This window comes from Halorubrum sp. Atlit-28R, assembly GCF_003665955.1.
Classification (GTDB): domain Archaea; phylum Halobacteriota; class Halobacteria; order Halobacteriales; family Haloferacaceae; genus Halorubrum; species Halorubrum tropicale.
The window spans coordinates 553,910-568,728 of sequence record NZ_QPLS01000001.1; the positions used below are offsets into that span (position 1 = coordinate 553,910).

The window sequence follows — 14,819 nt, forward strand, 5'->3', positions numbered from 1 at the left end:
CGCCGACCGGTTCGAGCCGTCCGCCAGCCGCCGGCTCGTCGCGCGGTCGGGCGTCCGTCAGGGCCGGCGCGGAGCCAAACCGCTTTACGACCGCCCCCGTAAGTGCGGGCAATGGCGACGTGCGACGAGTGCGGGGAGTACGAGAACCTCCCGTACCAGTGTAAGCGGTGCGGGCAGACGTTCTGCGCCGAGCACCGGCTCCCGGAGAACCACGACTGCCCGGGCCTCGCCGAGTGGGACGACCCCGGCGGCGTCTTCGACAGCGGGTTCGACGAGAGCGTCGAGGGCGGGTCGGGCGGCGGCTCCCGCTCGGGCGGCGCGTCCGCGGGGGTCGTCGATCAGGTCAAACGGCGGATCGACCACGAGACCAGCACCGGCGGGCTGATCAGCTACTTCCGTAACAACGCGACGTACGCGATCCTCGCGGCGATCTGGGTCACCTTCGCCGCACAGCTGATCGTGTTCTGGGGCCTCGGCGCCCGAGGGCTCCACGACACCCTGTTCGTCCTCCAGCCCGACGCGCTCGGAAACGTCTGGACGGTGATCACTTCCGTGCTCTCACACTCGCCGGTGAGCCTCTATCACATCATCGGGAACAGCGTCGTGATCCTGTTTTTCGGCCCGCTCGTCGAGCGGGCGGTGGGGTCGAAGAAGTTCGTCGCGTTCTTCTTCGCGTCCGGGATCGTCGCCGGGCTCGGCCACGTCCTCTTCGCGATCGCGACGAACGCCCCCCTCGCCGGGATCCTCGGGGCCAGCGGCGCCGGGTTCGCGATTCTCGGCGTGCTCACCGTCTGGCGGCCGAACATGCAGGTGCTCCTCTTCTTCGTGGTTCCGATGAAGATCAAGTACCTCACGTGGGGAATCGCGCTCATCTCCGCGGTGCTCGTGGTCCAGAGCCTCCAAGCCGGCGGCGGCGGCGCCGCCGGCGGCATCGCGCACCTCGCGCACCTGATCGGCTTCGCCATCGGCCTCGCGTTCGGCAAGCGCAACGAGGGGCTCGCGCGCTCCGCGGGCGGCATGGGCGGCGTCTCGATGGGCGGCGCCCGCGGCCCGCGCGGCCCCGGCGGTCCGGGCGGCCCCGGCGGGCGGTTCTGATGGACCTCGCGCGGCCCGACCTCCGCCCGGACCCGTCGCTGTCGCGCGGGGAGATGGAGGCCCTCCAGCGCGACATCGCGGCCGCCGCGGTCTTCGCGGACGACGGCGCGCCCGACCCGGTCGCCGTCGCGGTCGACGAAGGCGCCTCGCTCGCGGACGGACTCCCCCCGGCGCGCAGCGACGCGCAGGAGCGGCTAGGGGCAGGTGCGGGGCCGGCGGACGCCGAACCCCAAGGAGGCGGCGAGGACGCACCCACCGTCGTCGGCGTCGATCAGGCGTTCCTCACCGGCCGGGGCGAGGGTCGCCCGGACGCCGCCGTCTCCGCCGCGGTCGCGCTCCGAGGCGGGACGGTGGTCGAGTACGCGAGCGCGACGACGCCGCTGTCGATCCCGTACGTTCCCGGGCTGCTCGCCTTCCGCGAGGGAGAGCCGATACTGGCCGCGCTCGACGCGCTCGACGCCGACCCCGACCTGCTGGTCTGTGACGGCTCGGGCCGGATCCACTACCGGGAGGCGGGGCTCGCGACGCACGTCGGCGTCCTCCGCGACGTGCCCAGCGTCGGCGTCGCCAAGAGCCTCCTCTGTGGCGAACCCGACGAGCCGACCGACGAGCGGCCCGAGGGCTGGCGCACGCCGATCAGGGCGGACCACGCGGTGGAGACGGCGGAGCCGGGCACCGTCATCGGCCACGCGTTCCAGTCGCGACAGTACCCGAACAGCAGGCGCGTGAACCCCCTGTACGTGAGCCCGGGGCACCGCGTCTCGTCGGAGACCGCGGTCGCCCTCGTCGCGGCCCTGTGCGCGGGGTACAAGCTCCCGGAGCCGACGCGGCTCGCGGACGCCCACGCGGAGCGGGCGAAGCGGGACGCGGAGTGAGCGCCGGACCGCCTCCCGCGCCGAGATGTATGTCAGCAGTTGCCACGGTAGGCGGTTTTTAGGCGGTCGGCCGCGAACGCGGAGACATGACAGACGACGACGGGAAGAATCCGATGTCCGCGGAGGAGTTCCGGTCGCTGACCGACGGGTTGGTGCGACAGAGTTCGGGCGGCGGAACGACCGTCTACAAGAACGCGGCAGGGGTCGGCTGTCCGAACCCCGACTGCGACCGCGGCGTCTTCCAGACGCTGTTCGTCAGCGACCACGGCTGGCAGCAGATCGGCGCGACCCGGGACGGGATCGACCTCTGTTTAGTCAACACGGAGTCGAAGCGGCTCGTCTTCATCCACGACGAGTAGGCGGGCCGCCCTGCGGGGCGGCCGCGCCGCCTCTCAGTCGTCGTCAGCGGCGGGCTCGGCGTCGGGCTCGGCCGCGCAGCGGTTCGGGCCGAGTTCGAGTTCGATCGCCGCGGTCTCGTCCGGCGGCGACTCGACGCCGCGGTTGGCCGCGATCACCGACTCGTAGTTCGGCGGCTTCTCCGGCAGCGTCCGGGTGATCCGGTCGACGAAATCGTCGCGGTCGAGGTCGAGGACTTCGATCCCCCGGCGCGCGTCGCCGACCGTCGTGAACACGGGGTCGCCGGGCTCGGCGCCGCCGGTCGTCCCGTCGTTCGCGACGGCGAAGTGACCGGGGCAGACGGCGACGTCGTCCGGCTCGGCGAGCAGCGTCCCGTGGAGCGAGTCGTACAGTCGGCGGGCCGCGCCCGCGGCGCCATCGTCGCCGTCTCCGCCGGCGACCAACTCGTCGCCCCCGCCCGCCGAGAACTGGAGCTCCGTGCGGCCGACGCCCTCGGTGAACAGCGTGTCGCCCGTGAGGACCGCGGCGCCGCCGATCAGGTAGCTCGCGCCGTCGTCGGTGTGGCCGGGCGTCGCGAGCGCCTTCAGGTCGACGCCGCCGACGTCGAGCGTCTCGTTGCGCCCGATCGGTTCGAAGGCGTGCGCCACGTCGCGGTCGGCGGCCGCGGCCGGGAGGTAGTACGGGACGCCGAGGTCGTCGGCGAGCGCGCGGCCGCCGGAGAGGTGGTCGGCGTGGACGTGCGTGTCGAGGACGGCCGCTATCGAGGCGTCGCGCTCCGCGGCCGCCGCGACCCACTCGTCGCCGTGTCTGGAGACGTCGATAGCGACGGCGACGCGGTCGGTGCCGTCGGCGTCGTCAGCGGGTGCGTCCGACGGGACGCGGTCGGCCTCGCCCGGCTCGCGTCCGCCGACGGCGAGGTAGCCCAGACACCCCTTCGCGCGGCGCTGGACCTGGACGAGGTCGAGCGGCGGGGCGTCGCCGGGCGCGTCGGGGAGCGGGACGTCGGTCCGGTCGTACACCGCCGACCACCCGCGCATCCCGTCGGCGACGACGGTCACGTCCTCGTACCCCGCCGCGGCGAGTTCGGCGGCGAAGTCGTCCGAGGCCTTCCCCTTCGCGCAGAGCGTGACGACGCTGTCGTCGGGCGAGAGGCCGGTCTCGCGCTCGAAGTCGGCGAGGTCGAACTCGTGGAACGGCTTGTAGAAGTAGTGGACGGCGTCCGCCACGCGCCAGCCCTCGAAGCTCTCCTCGGGTCGCGTGTCGACCACGGTGAACGACCGGTCGCCGCGCCGGCGCGCGTCGATCCTGTCGCGGAACTCGTCGGCTGAGATGGTCTCGACCATACCGAGGTGGCGTGCCGAGCGAGCAAAAACGCTCGGTGGACGGAAGGCGGAGACGACCGTCGACGGACGGACTGCGTCGGCCGCTCGGCAGGGCGCGCCACCGCGACCGCGATGGGTAGGATTTATTCGGAGCGACCGGCCAGCGGGCGTATGGTCGAGGCGTTCGCGGTCGCCAGCGGGAAGGGCGGCACGGGGAAGACGACGAGCACGCTCGCGCTCGGGATGGCGCTCGCGGCCGACCACGACGTGACCGTCGTGGACGCCGACACCGGGATGGCGAACCTCCTCTTCCACGCCGGGCTCGACGACGCGGCGGTCACCCTCCACGACCTGCTCGTCGAGGGGACCGCGACGGACGTGAGCGAGGCGGTGTACGAGCGGTTCGGGCTCTCGGTCGTCCCCTGCGGCACCTCGCTGGCCGGCTTCGAGGCCGCGGAGCCGGCGCGGCTCCGCGACGTGGTGGCGGAGCTGGCGCGCGACACCGACGTGCTCTTACTCGACTCGCCGGCCGCGCTGGGCTCGAAGTCGGCCGTCCTGCCGGTCGTGCTCGCGGACCGCGTCGTGGTCGTCGTCGAGCCGACGATCCCCGCGCTCTCGGACGGGCTGAAGGTCCAGGAGTACGCGCGGTCGTACGGTACCGAGACGGCCGGCGTCCTGTTCAACAAGGTCCGGGACGAGGCCGAGGACGTGGCCGCGCAGGCGGAGCGCCACTTCGGCGGTCCCGTCCTCGCGAACGTCCCCGAGAGCGACGCCGTCCGGGCGGCGCGCCGGGCCGGCGAGCCCCTGCTCGCGCACGCCCCTGAGAGCGAGGCCGCGGCGCGCTACCGGCGCGCCGCCGACCGGCTCGACGTGCGCGACGGCGACGGCGACGCGGTCGCCGACCGGTTCCGCAGCGCGGTCGTCCCCGACACGCCATGAGCGGGCGCCGGGACGGCGACGGTTCGGAAGGCGACGGCTCGGAACCGCCCGCGCTCACCATCCCGCGGGGGACGCTGCTGCGCTCGCGGGTGGTCTCCGACGTGGGAACGACGCTCTCGCGCGCGCTCGACCGCGGGCTCACCGGCTACGCGACGCTCGTGCCCCAAGAGACGCTGCTGCTGTCGGGCGAGGCTCGCGGGGTGATCACCTTCGAGGACGGCGTGCCCGTGCTGGCGTACAACACCGTGACCGACAGCGGCGGCCCGGACGCGCTCGCCGAGCTCGCGGTCCCCGGCCCCTACCGCGTCGAACTGTACGCCGTCGACGCGAGCGGGCTGGCGGCGGCCCACGAGGAGGACGCGCTGCGCGTCGCGCCCGACGCGGCCGCGACCGAGCTGGCCGACGACGCCGCCCTCGCCGAGCGGACCCGCGAGGCGGCACCCGATGAGCGCCTGCGCGACGGCGCCGACGAGGACGACGCCGTCGCCGCCTTCCTCGCCGACGACGAGCGGATCGACGCCATCCGCGAGCAGGCGCGGGCCGAGGCCCGCGACCGCGCCGCCGAGTGGGGGCTCGACGACGCGCTCGACGGGTCGGACGACCCGGCGGAAACCGGCGACGAGAGGGGGACCGCCGCCGGCGCCGAGCGGGAGACGCGCCGGACCGACGAGTCCGGCGATCCGGCGGACCGCGCCCCGCCGCCCGACCCGAGTTCAGACGGCCGAGGCGCGTGACACGGAGATCAGACGCGCGTTCAAAACGACCGTCTCGCCGGTGATTTTTTGAACGCAGGTCGTGTGAAGATATAACATGTCATTCGGTGGACGAGTGGACGCGGGAGCACGACCGGCCGGAGGGGTCGAGGGGTCGCCCGAGGCGCGGGACCCGACGGACCGCGCCGGGTCGGCCGGCGTGACGGACGCCGGGAGCGGGAGCGCGGCCGACGCCGAAGGGCGGACGGCGCGGCGAACGGGCGGCGCGGACGACGGCGCCGTGGACGGCGGCGGCGAGCCCGACCGCGATCCCGACGCGCCGGCCGACGGCGATCGCGTCTGCGCGAACGAGCTCCTGGAACTGCTCGGGAACCGCCGGCGACGCCTCCTGTGGCGACACCTCCGCGCGGAGGAGGCGGCGGCGCTGTCGGACGCCTCCCGACGGATCGCGGCGTGGGAGAACGGCGTCGACCCCGCGGACGTCGACTACGACCAGCGGAAGAGCGTGTACACGTCGCTCCGGCAGTTCCACTGCCCGAAGATGGCCGACGCCGGGCTCGTCGAGTTCGACGACCGCGACGGGACCGTGCGGCTGACCTCGGACCTGCCGGACGAGCTCGTGATCGAGATCGAACCGGACACGGCGAACGTCAGGCGGACCGCCCTCGGCGCGCTCGCGCTCGCGACCGGCGTCGTCCTCGGCGCGTGGGCCGCCGGGCTCCCGGTGTTCGGTCCGCTCTCGTTCGCCGGGGTCGCGTTCGCCGTCGCCTTCGCCGCCGTCGCCGCGGGCGTGGTGTACGCCGTGGCCGTTCGCTCCGACCACGGCGTCTCGCTCGGCGACGCGCTGGCCCGCGTCGACGGCTGACCGACCGAGTTATTTCGGCGGGGCCCCTCCGATCAGTATCACCGTCCTTCGACTCCTGCGGCTGACAGCGCCCACCGACTTCGCCGCCTGGTACGCGGCCGGCCGCGCGTACACGACCGCCGTCGCCGAGGGAATGGGCTTCCCCGGCGTCGACGCGCTCGACGGCGACCGGACCGTCCGTCGCCTCCGGGCGGCCCCGGACGAGCTGACCCCGGCCGAGGCGCGCTCTGTCGCGACGACGCTGCTCGCGGACGGCGCGTTCTCGGAGCCGTACTGCGAGTGGCTGCCGACGTGGTACGAGCTCGCCCTGATCGCGCCGGTCCGGTACGCCGACTGGCGGTTGCGGCGGGTCGCCGGGGCGGTCGCCGAGCGCGCGTCCGTGACCGCGACCGCGCCGCGGTTCTCGCGGCCGACCGACGTGCGGATCGACGGCGCGCCCGCGCTGTCGCGGGTCGACGGCTTCCGCGAGCGGTTCCTCCTCGCCGACTCGCTGCTCCACCTCGAGTGGTTCGACCACGTCGCCGCCGCCGACGGGGTCGAGGTGCCGGACGGCCTCGTCGCGCGGACCCGCGAGGAGTCGCTGTCCTACTACGGCGGCGAGCGCGACCGGCTCTCCCCGGAGGTCCGGCGGTTCCAGCGACACCTGTTCGGCGACGACCGCTGGGTCCGCCGGGTCGACGAGGCGTACGGCCTCGACAGCGCGCTGTTCGGGCTCTGGGAGCGGCTCCTCCGCGACGAGCGTCGGCGGCTCGGCGGCGACTGATCGGAGCGAGCGGCGACCGATCGACCGAGTCACGCCGGACGCTTGCGGGAAAATATGTTACATACCCTGTAACAAGTTACAGGATCCGATCGCAAAACCGAAGGTAAGTATAGACAAGTCCGACCGTTACCGAGTGGTACGAACCGCGTGTCGGTTCGCTGTCCCCGACCTTCGGCCCTCGTTTTCGCTCGCGGCCGCGGCGGTCTCGTCGCGGTCCTGCTCTGGACCCCGACAGACATTGTCGTCCCGTCGGACTCCCGTGTAGCGCTCGTCCGTTCACGTGGTCGCTCAACGAGTGCGGGCAGGGGGATAGAAGGACCGGAGGTAACGTGTGAGCAGCGAAGTATCCATGTCCGGATCTGAGAGGCTGTGACCGGGATTGCCGCAGTCACCGCCGAAGGAGTTCCGAACTGAAGCCGCTGTTCAGCGATTCGGGGTGTCCACTCCGACTCGCGGTGATAACTCGGCGGCGAGTAATCTTTTATTCACCGGTGCGGCTGCCGGAAGCTTCATACGTCGGCTCGCGGATCCTCCGGACACACGAATGGCAGTACGCTTGCTGGAGGACGTCGATGCCGACGACGTCGGGACCGTCGGCGGGAAGGCCGCGTCGCTCGGGGAACTCATCGGTGCGGGGCTCCCGGTTCCGCCGGGGTTCGCCGTCACCGCGGGGACGTACCGCACGTTCATCGAGGAGGCCGGGATCGACGACGAGCTGTTCGAGGCGGTCGACGTCGACCCCGAGGACTCCGCGGCGCTCCGCGAGGCGGAGGAGCGCGCGGAGGAGCTGATCCTCGGCACGCCGTTCCCCGAGCCGGTGCGCGAGGAGATCCTCGACCGGTACCGGGCGATGGGCGAGGACGGCGAGGAGGCGTTCGTCGCCGTGCGCTCCTCGGCCACCGCCGAGGACCTGCCCGACTCCTCGTTCGCCGGACAGCAGGAGACGTTCCTCAACGTCCGCGAGGAGGACCTCCTGCGGCGCGTGAAAGAGTGTTGGGCCTCGCTTTTCACGCAGCGCGCTATCTACTACCGACAGCAGCGCGGGTTCCCGCACTCGGAGGTCGACATCGCGGTCGTCGTCCAGCGGATGGTCGACGCCGAGAAGTCCGGCGTGATGTTCACCAGCCACCCCTCGACGGGCGAGCCGCAGGTCACCATCGAGGCGGCGTGGGGGCTCGGCGAGGCGGTCGTCTCCGGCACCGTCTCGCCCGACAACTACGTGTACGACCGCGAGCGCGGCGCGGTCGACAAGGTAACCGTCGCGGACAAGAAGGTCGAGATGGTGAAGGACGCGGAGACCGGCGAGACGGTCCAGCTCGACGTCGAGGAGGAGCGCCGACACGAGCGGGTCCTCTCCGACGCGGAGATCGGTGACCTCGTCGAGCTCGGCGAGCGCGTCGAGTCCCACTACGGCGCTCCCCAGGACGTCGAGTGGGCGATCTACGACGGCGAGATATACATGCTCCAGTCGCGCCCGATCACGACGATCCGCGAGGACGCCGGCGGCGAAGCGGGCGCGGACGAGGCCGGCGCGGCAACCGCGGACGGCGACGGGAGGGTGACGGACGACGGCCCCGACCGCGGGACCGCCTCGAACGGCGACGACGACGCGGACGTGCTCGTCGACGGGCTCGGCGCGAGCCCGGGGGTCGTCTCCGGCGCCGTCCGGATCGTCCACAAGCTCGACCACCTCGACCAGGTCCAGGAGGGCGACGTGATGGTGACGGAGATGACGATGCCGGACATGGTGCCCGCGATGAAACGCGCCGCCGGCATCGTCACCGACGAGGGCGGGATGACGAGCCACGCGGCGATCATCTCCCGCGAGCTCGGCGTCCCCGCGGTCGTCGGTACCGGCAACGGGACGCGGGTCCTCGAGGACGGCCGGCAGGTCACCCTCGACGGCGACAAGGGGACGATCCGGGCCGGCGAGTCCGAGTCGGCCGAGCCCGGCGAGGAGTTCGAGCCGGTGGAGGCCGCGCGTCCCGAGACGCCCGTCAAGCCGATGACGGCGACGGAGGTGAAGGTGAACGTCTCGATCCCGGAGGCGGCCGAGCGCGCCGCGGCGACGGGCGCCGACGGCGTCGGCCTGCTCCGGATCGAGCACATGGTGCTCTCGCTCGGGAAGACGCCCGAGCGGTACATCGCCGACCGCGGCGCCCGCGCGTACCAAGACGAGATCATCGAGGGCGTCCGGCGCGTCGCCGACGAGTTCTACCCCCGCCCGGTCCGCGTGCGCACCATCGACGCGCCGACCGACGAGTTCCGCGAACTGGAGGGCGGCGAGGGCGAGCCGGCCGAACACAACCCGATGCTCGGCTGGCGGGGGATCCGGCGGAGCCTCGACAAGTCGGAGCCGTTCCGCCAGGAGCTGGCCGCGTTCGCGCGCCTCTACGACATGGGGTACGACAACCTGGAGGTGATGTTCCCCCTCGTCAACGACGCGGCCGACGTGGAGGGGATCACGGCACACATGCGCGAGGCCGGGATCGACCCCGAGACGCACCGCTGGGGCGTGATGGTCGAGACGCCCGCCAGCGCGCTCCAGATCGAGGATCTGGCGAACGCCGGCATCGACTTCGCCTCCTTCGGCACCAACGACCTCACGCAGTACACGCTCGCGGTCGACCGCAACAACGAGCACGTCGCCGACCGGTTCGACGAGCTCCACCCGGCCGTGCTGCGGCTCATCGGCGACACCGTCGAGGCGTGCCGGGAGCTCGGCGTCGACACCAGCATCTGCGGGCAGGCCGGCTCGAAGCCCGAGATGGTCGAGTTCCTCGTCGAGAAGGGGGTCTCCTCCATCTCCGCGAACATCGACGCGGTCCGGGACGTCCAACACGAGGTGAAGCGGACCGAACAGCGGCTCCTGCTGGATTCGGTCCGCTGAGGCCGCCAGCGGGGATTCCCTCGGACGCATCCGAGAGCGGAACGGGTAAGAGCCGCCCCCGGCAACGGGAAGGCAGATGCGACAGCCGGAACCGGAGCCGCAGTCGTTCGACCGGGTGCTCTCCTCGATGTGTACCGAGCCGCACCCGGACGCCAGCGCGGCCGCCGAGCGGTTCCTCGCGACGAACCCCGGCGACCCCGCCACCTACGAGTCGGTCGCGGAACTGGAGGCGCGGGCGGTCGCGGGGCTCGCGAGGCTCGCGGGCCACCCGACGCCGGCCGACGCCGCGGGATACGTCACCTCGGGCGGCACCGAGGCGAACATCCAGGCGGTGCGGTCCGCGCGGAACAGGCACCGCGAGGCGACGGGCGGCGGGGCGGGCGAGGTCAACGTCGTCGCCCCCGAGAGCGCGCACTTCTCGTTCACGAAGGCGGCGGCGCTGCTCGACGTGGAGCTGCGGACGGTCCCCCTCGACGACGGCTACCGCGCGGACACCGACGCCGTCGCGGCCGCGGTCGACGACGCCACCGCGCTCGTCGTCGGCGTCGCCGGCAGCACGGAGTACGGCCGCGTCGATCCGATCCCGGAGCTGGCAGCGATCGCTGACGAGGCGGGGGCGCGGCTTCACGTCGACGCGGCGTGGGGTGGGTTCGTCCTCCCGTTCACCGACCGCGACTGGTCGTTCGCCGACGCGCCGGTCGACACGCTGACGATCGACCCCCACAAGTTCGGGCAGGCGCCGGTCCCGTCGGGGGGGTTGCTGGCCCGCGAGGACGCCGCGCTCGACGCGCTCGCGGTCGACACGCCCTACTTAGAGACGCGGTCGCAGGCGACGCTGACCGGGACGCGGAGCGGCGCGGGCGTCGCCGGCGCCGTCGCCGCGATGGACGCGCTGTGGCCCGACGGCTACCGCGAGGCGGCCGAGCGCGCGGCCGACAACGCCGACTGGCTCGCGGAGGGGCTCGCCGACCGCGGGTACGACGTGGTCGAGCCCGAGCTCCCGCTCGTCGCGGCCGACGTGCCCGAACCGACGTTCGCCGCGCTCCGCGACGCCGGCTGGAAGGTGTCGCGGACCGGGGCGGGCGAGCTCCGCGTGGTGTGTATGCCGCACGTGACGCGGTCGACGCTGCGGGCGTTCCTCGACGACCTCGACCGGATTCGCCGGTAACCGGCCGAGCGACCGGCCGAGCGACCGGTCCGGGGCGATCGCTCGCGCCGCGTTCGGATCAACATATTCACTACGGGCCACCACGAACCGCCTCGTATGAGTTCGGACGACGTCTCTCGGCGCGCGTTCATGCGGACGGCCGCCGGTGCGACGGCCGCCGCCGGCGCGGCGACGGCGACGGCGGGGACGGCGGCGGCACAGGAAGTGGAACCCGACTGGCCGAGCGCCGCCGTCGGGAACGTGGGCTCGTACACCGACGCCCGCGGCCAGGACTCGGTGACCATCTCGGTCGGCGCCGGCGACCAGGGCCTCGCGTTCGACCCGACCCTCGTGTGGGTCGACGAGGGGACGACGATCACCTGGGAGTGGACGGGCGCCGGGGGCTCGCACAACGTCAAGACGGTCGACGGCGGCGGCCCGGCCAGCCTCGACAGCGGCGACCCCGTCGGCGAGGAAGGTGCCACCTACGAGTACGAGACGTCGAGCGAGGACGCCGGCATCACCCACTACCACTGCGTCCCCCACACCGCGGTCGGCATGCACGCCGGCCTCGCCGTCGGCGAGGACGTCGCCACCGTCGAGGTGGGCGGTGACAGCGGCTCGAACGCGGTGTTCGTCCCGGACGCCGCGCGCGCGCTCGGCATCGCGACGTTCATCGCGATGGTGAGCACGCTTGGCCTGGCGTTCGTCTTCATGAAGTACGGCGGCACGATCACCGGCCGCGAGCAGGCGTAGCGGCCGGCGACAGACCCTTTGCGCCGCCCTCGCGGCGACTCACTCCCCGTCGACGACGTCCTCGTACAGCGCCACGTAGCGGTCGACCACGGCGTCGTGGTCGAACGAGGCGAACTCGCGGTCGACGGCGCGGCGGTCGAGGTCCCCGACCGCGACGAACTCGTCGGCCAGCTCGGCCGGGCTCGTCACGAGCCGCCCGCGCTCGCGCCCCTCGACGAGCTCGTGGGCGCTGGAGTCGGCCTGGTACTCGACGAGGGCGACGCAGCCGCAGGCGACCGCCCACAGCAGGTCGGTCGCGAACGTCTCCCACGTCGCGGTCGCGACGGCGACGTGCGTCCCCTTGAATATCGGGACCCGCTCCTCGGTCGGGAGGTCGCCGAGGAACTCGACCCGGTCGTCGATCCGGAGGTCGCTCGCGGTCGCCTCGATCCGGCCGCGCTCGGGCCCGTCGCCGATCACCGCCGCCGTCCAGTCGCGGCCGCGCAGCTCGGCGAGCCCGAGGAGGAACGTCTCGACGTTGGCGTGGCGGTCGAGCCGCCGCGAGTACACCGCGTCGAACCGGTCGTCGACGCCCGCGGACTCGACGGCGTCGAAGTCGATGCTCTCCGGGAGCACTCGCACGTCGTCGCCGTCGGCGCCGTGTTCGCGGACGCGCGTCTTGGTCGTCCGCGAGGGCGTCGTCACCGCGTCGGCGCGCCGGGCGAGCGGCCGGTACCAGCGGCGGGCGTCGGCGGGGTGGTCGCGCCACCAGTCGACGACGACCGGGACCCGCGAGAGCGACCCGGCCACCGTGGCGGCGAGCGCCGGCGTCGGCGGGCTGTTGACCGCGTGGACCACGTCGGGGTCGACGCGGCGGACCGCGCCCGGCAGCCGCGCGGCGAAGGCCCCGGGTGCGGGCTCCGCGGTGACCGACCGGTACTCGATCCCGTCCTCGTCGAAGGCGTCGACGTCGCCGCCCCACCACCGGGCGCAGAGCCAGACGACCTCGTGGCCGCGGGCGGCGAGGCCGCGGGCGGTCCGCAGGGTCCGCGTTCGCGCCGGAGTCTCCCCGTGTCCGGGAGCGAAGAGCGAGGCGAACGCGACGCGCATACGCCGACCGCACGGGGGGCGCCGGTAAAAAGACACGGCATCCGGTCGGGAGACGACGCGCTGACGGCGACCGGACCGGCCTCCCCTCGCCCGGGGTTCCGTCACCCGAAGCGGTTTCACGCCGCGCGCGGTACGGGTCCGCATGCGACAGTACGACATCGAGCGCTACCTCAACGTGCGGAACGCGGGCGGCGCGGACCTCGGCCCCGACGGACGGCTGTCCTTCCTCCTCAACACGACCGGCACGGGGCAGGTGTGGTCGCTCCGCGAGCCGGAGTCGTGGCCCGAACAGCACACCTTCTTCGAGGAGTCCGTCTCCTTCGTCGACTCCTCCCCGGAGCGCTCCGAGGCCGTCTTCGGCATGGACGAGGGCGGCAACGAGCGCGCGCAGCTGTACCGGCTCGACTACGAGTCCGGCGCGATCGAGAACCTCACCGACATGCCGGAGGCGAAGCACCGGTGGGGCGGCTGGGACTCGGCCGGCGACCGGTTCGCGTTCGCTTCGAACCGCCGCGACGAGGCCGTCTTCGACGTGTACGTCCAGGGGCGCGACGAGACGGGCGACGACGCCGAGCTGGTGTACGAGGGCGACGGCTGGCTCTCCGTCGCCGGGTGGTCGCCGAGCGACGACCGGCTGATCGTCCACGAGGCGCACTCGTCGTTCGACCACGACGTGTACACCCTCGACCTGTCGACCGGCGACCTGACCCACCACACGCCCCACGAGGGCGACGTGCGGTACAGCAGCCCGGAGTGGGGGCCCGGCGGCGAGGGCGTGTACCTCGTCACCGACCGCGAGACCGACACGCTCCGCTTGGAGCGGCTCGACTTGGAGACCGACGAGTTCGCCGTCGTCGCGGACAGCGGCGAGTGGAACGTCGACGGCGTCGCGATAGACGAGGACACCCGCCGGCTCGTCTACTCCCGGAACGTCGACGGCTACACCGAGCTCACCGCCGGCGAGCTCGTCGCGCCCGACCGGATCGACGAGTTCCCGACGCCGGAGCTCCCGAGGGGCGTCGCGGGCGGCGTGAGCTTCGGGCCCGACGGCGATCGGTTCGCCGTCACGTCGACGGGCAGCACGCACAACGCGAACGTCTTCGTCGTCGAGGCGACCACCGGCGAGGCGGAGCGGTGGACGCGCGCCTCGACCGCCGGCATCCCCGCGGACACGTTCGTCGAGCGCGAGCTGGTCCACTACCCCACCTTCGACGGGCGGGAGATCCCCGCGTTCTTCTCCGTGCCCGAGACGGAGCCGCCGGAGTCGGGCTACCCGGTCGTCGTCGACATCCACGGCGGGCCGGAGTCGCAGCGGCGGCCCTCCTTCGCCTCGGTCACCCAGTACCTGCTGAACAACGGGTACGCGGTCTTCGAGCCGAACGTCCGCGGCTCCTCGGGGTACGGGAAGGCGTACTCCGGGCTCGACGACGTGGAGAACCGGATGGACTCGGTGAAGGACGTCCGCGAGGGCGTCGGGTGGCTCCACGACCACCCCGAGGTCGACCCAGACTGCGTCGTCGCGATGGGCGGCTCCTACGGCGGCTTCATGGTGCTCGCGTCGCTGACGGAGTACCCGGAGCTGTGGGCCGCCGGCGTCGACATCGTCGGCATCGCGAACTTCGTCACGTTCCTCGAGAACACCGGCGACTGGCGCCGCTCGCTGCGCGAGGCCGAGTACGGCTCGCTCGACGGGGACCGCGAGTTCCTCGAGTCCGTCTCGCCGATCAACAACATCGAGCGGATCGAGGCCCCCCTCTTCGTCCTCCACGGCGAGAACGACCCGCGGGTGCCCGTCGGCGAGGCCGAACAGATCGTCGAGGAGGCCCGCGAGCAGGGCGTGCCGGTCCGGAAGCTGATCTTCGAGGACGAGGGGCACGGGTTCGCGAAGCTCGACAACCGGATCGAGGCGTACCGCGAGATCGTCGACTTCCTCGCCGAACACGTCTGACCGGACCGCGCGGTCGCTCTCCCCGCGTCTTCACGGTCGTCGAACGGCCGTGACGGTTAT

The 14,819-nt window shown here is 72.8% G+C and carries 13 protein-coding genes; 11 read left to right on the forward strand and 2 right to left on the reverse strand.

The window, feature by feature from the left end:
- Nucleotides 1-111: 111 nt before the first annotated feature.
- The 3 genes from DVK06_RS02915 to DVK06_RS02925 all read left to right on the forward strand — a co-directional run bounded on the left by DVK06_RS02915 (nucleotide 112) and on the right by DVK06_RS02925 (nucleotide 2,329).
- Complete coding sequence (locus DVK06_RS02915) at nucleotides 112-1,095, forward strand: rhomboid family intramembrane serine protease (RefSeq protein ID WP_053771676.1); 984 nt, start codon at nucleotides 112-114, stop codon at nucleotides 1,093-1,095.
- Entirely contained in the window at nucleotides 1,095-1,970 is an 876-nt protein-coding gene (locus DVK06_RS02920; RefSeq protein WP_121599206.1) for an endonuclease V, read from the forward strand. Before DVK06_RS02915 ends, DVK06_RS02920 begins: the two co-directional genes overlap by 1 nt.
- 86 nt (nucleotides 1,971-2,056) lie before the next feature.
- Nucleotides 2,057-2,329: a hypothetical protein gene (locus tag DVK06_RS02925; RefSeq protein WP_121599207.1), complete on the forward strand. Its 273-nt coding sequence runs from the start codon at nucleotides 2,057-2,059 to the stop codon at nucleotides 2,327-2,329.
- Nucleotides 2,330-2,362: 33 nt separating this feature from the next.
- Here the strand turns inward: DVK06_RS02925 and DVK06_RS02930 are convergent, their stop codons facing one another.
- Nucleotides 2,363-3,670: a rhodanese-like domain-containing protein gene (locus DVK06_RS02930; protein ID WP_121599208.1), complete on the reverse strand. Its 1,308-nt coding sequence runs from the start codon at nucleotides 3,668-3,670 to the stop codon at nucleotides 2,363-2,365.
- Nucleotides 3,671-3,820: 150 nt separating this feature from the next.
- Here DVK06_RS02930 and DVK06_RS02935 point away from each other — a divergent pair, with 150 nt between their 5' ends.
- From DVK06_RS02935 to DVK06_RS02965, 7 genes are all read left to right on the forward strand, one after another.
- A complete protein-coding gene (locus DVK06_RS02935) occupies nucleotides 3,821-4,588 on the forward strand; it encodes an AAA family ATPase (protein ID WP_121599209.1) in 768 nt (255 codons plus the stop codon).
- Nucleotides 4,585-5,322, forward strand: a complete 738-nt coding sequence (locus tag DVK06_RS02940) for a hypothetical protein (protein WP_233561597.1) — start codon at nucleotides 4,585-4,587, stop codon at nucleotides 5,320-5,322. The genes DVK06_RS02935 and DVK06_RS02940 overlap by 4 nt, the downstream gene beginning before the upstream one ends.
- 94 nt (nucleotides 5,323-5,416) lie before the next feature.
- Entirely contained in the window at nucleotides 5,417-6,166 is a 750-nt protein-coding gene (locus tag DVK06_RS02945) for a hypothetical protein (protein ID WP_233561600.1), read from the forward strand.
- Between the two features lie 133 nt (nucleotides 6,167-6,299).
- The gene (locus DVK06_RS02950) at nucleotides 6,300-6,929 is read left to right on the forward strand and encodes a hypothetical protein (protein ID WP_121599211.1); all 630 of its coding nucleotides are present in this window, start codon (nucleotides 6,300-6,302) and stop codon (nucleotides 6,927-6,929) included.
- 544 nt (nucleotides 6,930-7,473) lie between these two features.
- Nucleotides 7,474-9,819 (forward strand): phosphoenolpyruvate synthase, encoded by a 2,346-nt coding sequence (gene ppsA, locus DVK06_RS02955; protein ID WP_121599212.1) that lies wholly within the window; start codon nucleotides 7,474-7,476, stop codon nucleotides 9,817-9,819.
- A 76-nt stretch (nucleotides 9,820-9,895) separates the two neighbouring features.
- The gene (mfnA, locus tag DVK06_RS02960; protein WP_121599213.1) at nucleotides 9,896-10,987 is read left to right on the forward strand and encodes a tyrosine decarboxylase MfnA; all 1,092 of its coding nucleotides are present in this window, start codon (nucleotides 9,896-9,898) and stop codon (nucleotides 10,985-10,987) included.
- 96 nt (nucleotides 10,988-11,083) lie between these two features.
- Nucleotides 11,084-11,722, forward strand: coding sequence for a halocyanin domain-containing protein (locus tag DVK06_RS02965; RefSeq protein WP_053771685.1), 639 nt, complete (start codon nucleotides 11,084-11,086; stop codon nucleotides 11,720-11,722).
- A gap of 39 nt (nucleotides 11,723-11,761) precedes the next feature.
- Here DVK06_RS02965 and DVK06_RS02970 read toward each other — a convergent pair whose 3' ends face one another.
- Nucleotides 11,762-12,811, reverse strand: a complete 1,050-nt coding sequence (locus DVK06_RS02970; RefSeq protein WP_121599214.1) for a glycosyltransferase — start codon at nucleotides 12,809-12,811, stop codon at nucleotides 11,762-11,764.
- 142 nt (nucleotides 12,812-12,953) lie between these two features.
- Here DVK06_RS02970 and DVK06_RS02975 point away from each other — a divergent pair, with 142 nt between their 5' ends.
- Nucleotides 12,954-14,759 carry a S9 family peptidase gene (locus DVK06_RS02975; RefSeq protein WP_121599215.1) on the forward strand — a complete coding sequence of 602 codons (1,806 nt, stop codon included), beginning with the start codon at nucleotides 12,954-12,956 and terminating at the stop codon, nucleotides 14,757-14,759.
- Nucleotides 14,760-14,819 lie beyond the last annotated feature (60 nt).

Excerpts from the sequence above, each read along its gene's own strand:
- DVK06_RS02915 (WP_053771676.1), top strand. The coding sequence starts at position 112 with ATGGCGACGTGCGACGAGTGCGGGGAGTACGAGAACCTCCCGTACCAG.
- DVK06_RS02920 (WP_121599206.1), top strand. The coding sequence starts at position 1,095 with ATGGACCTCGCGCGGCCCGACCTCCGCCCGGACCCGTCGCTGTCGCGC.
- DVK06_RS02925 (WP_121599207.1), top strand. The coding sequence starts at position 2,057 with ATGACAGACGACGACGGGAAGAATCCGATGTCCGCGGAGGAGTTCCGG.
- DVK06_RS02930 (WP_121599208.1), bottom strand. The coding sequence starts at position 3,670 with ATGGTCGAGACCATCTCAGCCGACGAGTTCCGCGACAGGATCGACGCG.
- DVK06_RS02935 (WP_121599209.1), top strand. The coding sequence starts at position 3,821 with ATGGTCGAGGCGTTCGCGGTCGCCAGCGGGAAGGGCGGCACGGGGAAG.
- DVK06_RS02940 (WP_233561597.1), top strand. The coding sequence starts at position 4,585 with ATGAGCGGGCGCCGGGACGGCGACGGTTCGGAAGGCGACGGCTCGGAA.
- DVK06_RS02950 (WP_121599211.1), top strand. The coding sequence starts at position 6,300 with ATGGGCTTCCCCGGCGTCGACGCGCTCGACGGCGACCGGACCGTCCGT.
- ppsA (WP_121599212.1), top strand. The coding sequence starts at position 7,474 with ATGGCAGTACGCTTGCTGGAGGACGTCGATGCCGACGACGTCGGGACC.
- mfnA (WP_121599213.1), top strand. The coding sequence starts at position 9,896 with ATGCGACAGCCGGAACCGGAGCCGCAGTCGTTCGACCGGGTGCTCTCC.
- DVK06_RS02965 (WP_053771685.1), top strand. The coding sequence starts at position 11,084 with ATGAGTTCGGACGACGTCTCTCGGCGCGCGTTCATGCGGACGGCCGCC.
- DVK06_RS02970 (WP_121599214.1), bottom strand. The coding sequence starts at position 12,811 with ATGCGCGTCGCGTTCGCCTCGCTCTTCGCTCCCGGACACGGGGAGACT.
- DVK06_RS02975 (WP_121599215.1), top strand. The coding sequence starts at position 12,954 with ATGCGACAGTACGACATCGAGCGCTACCTCAACGTGCGGAACGCGGGC.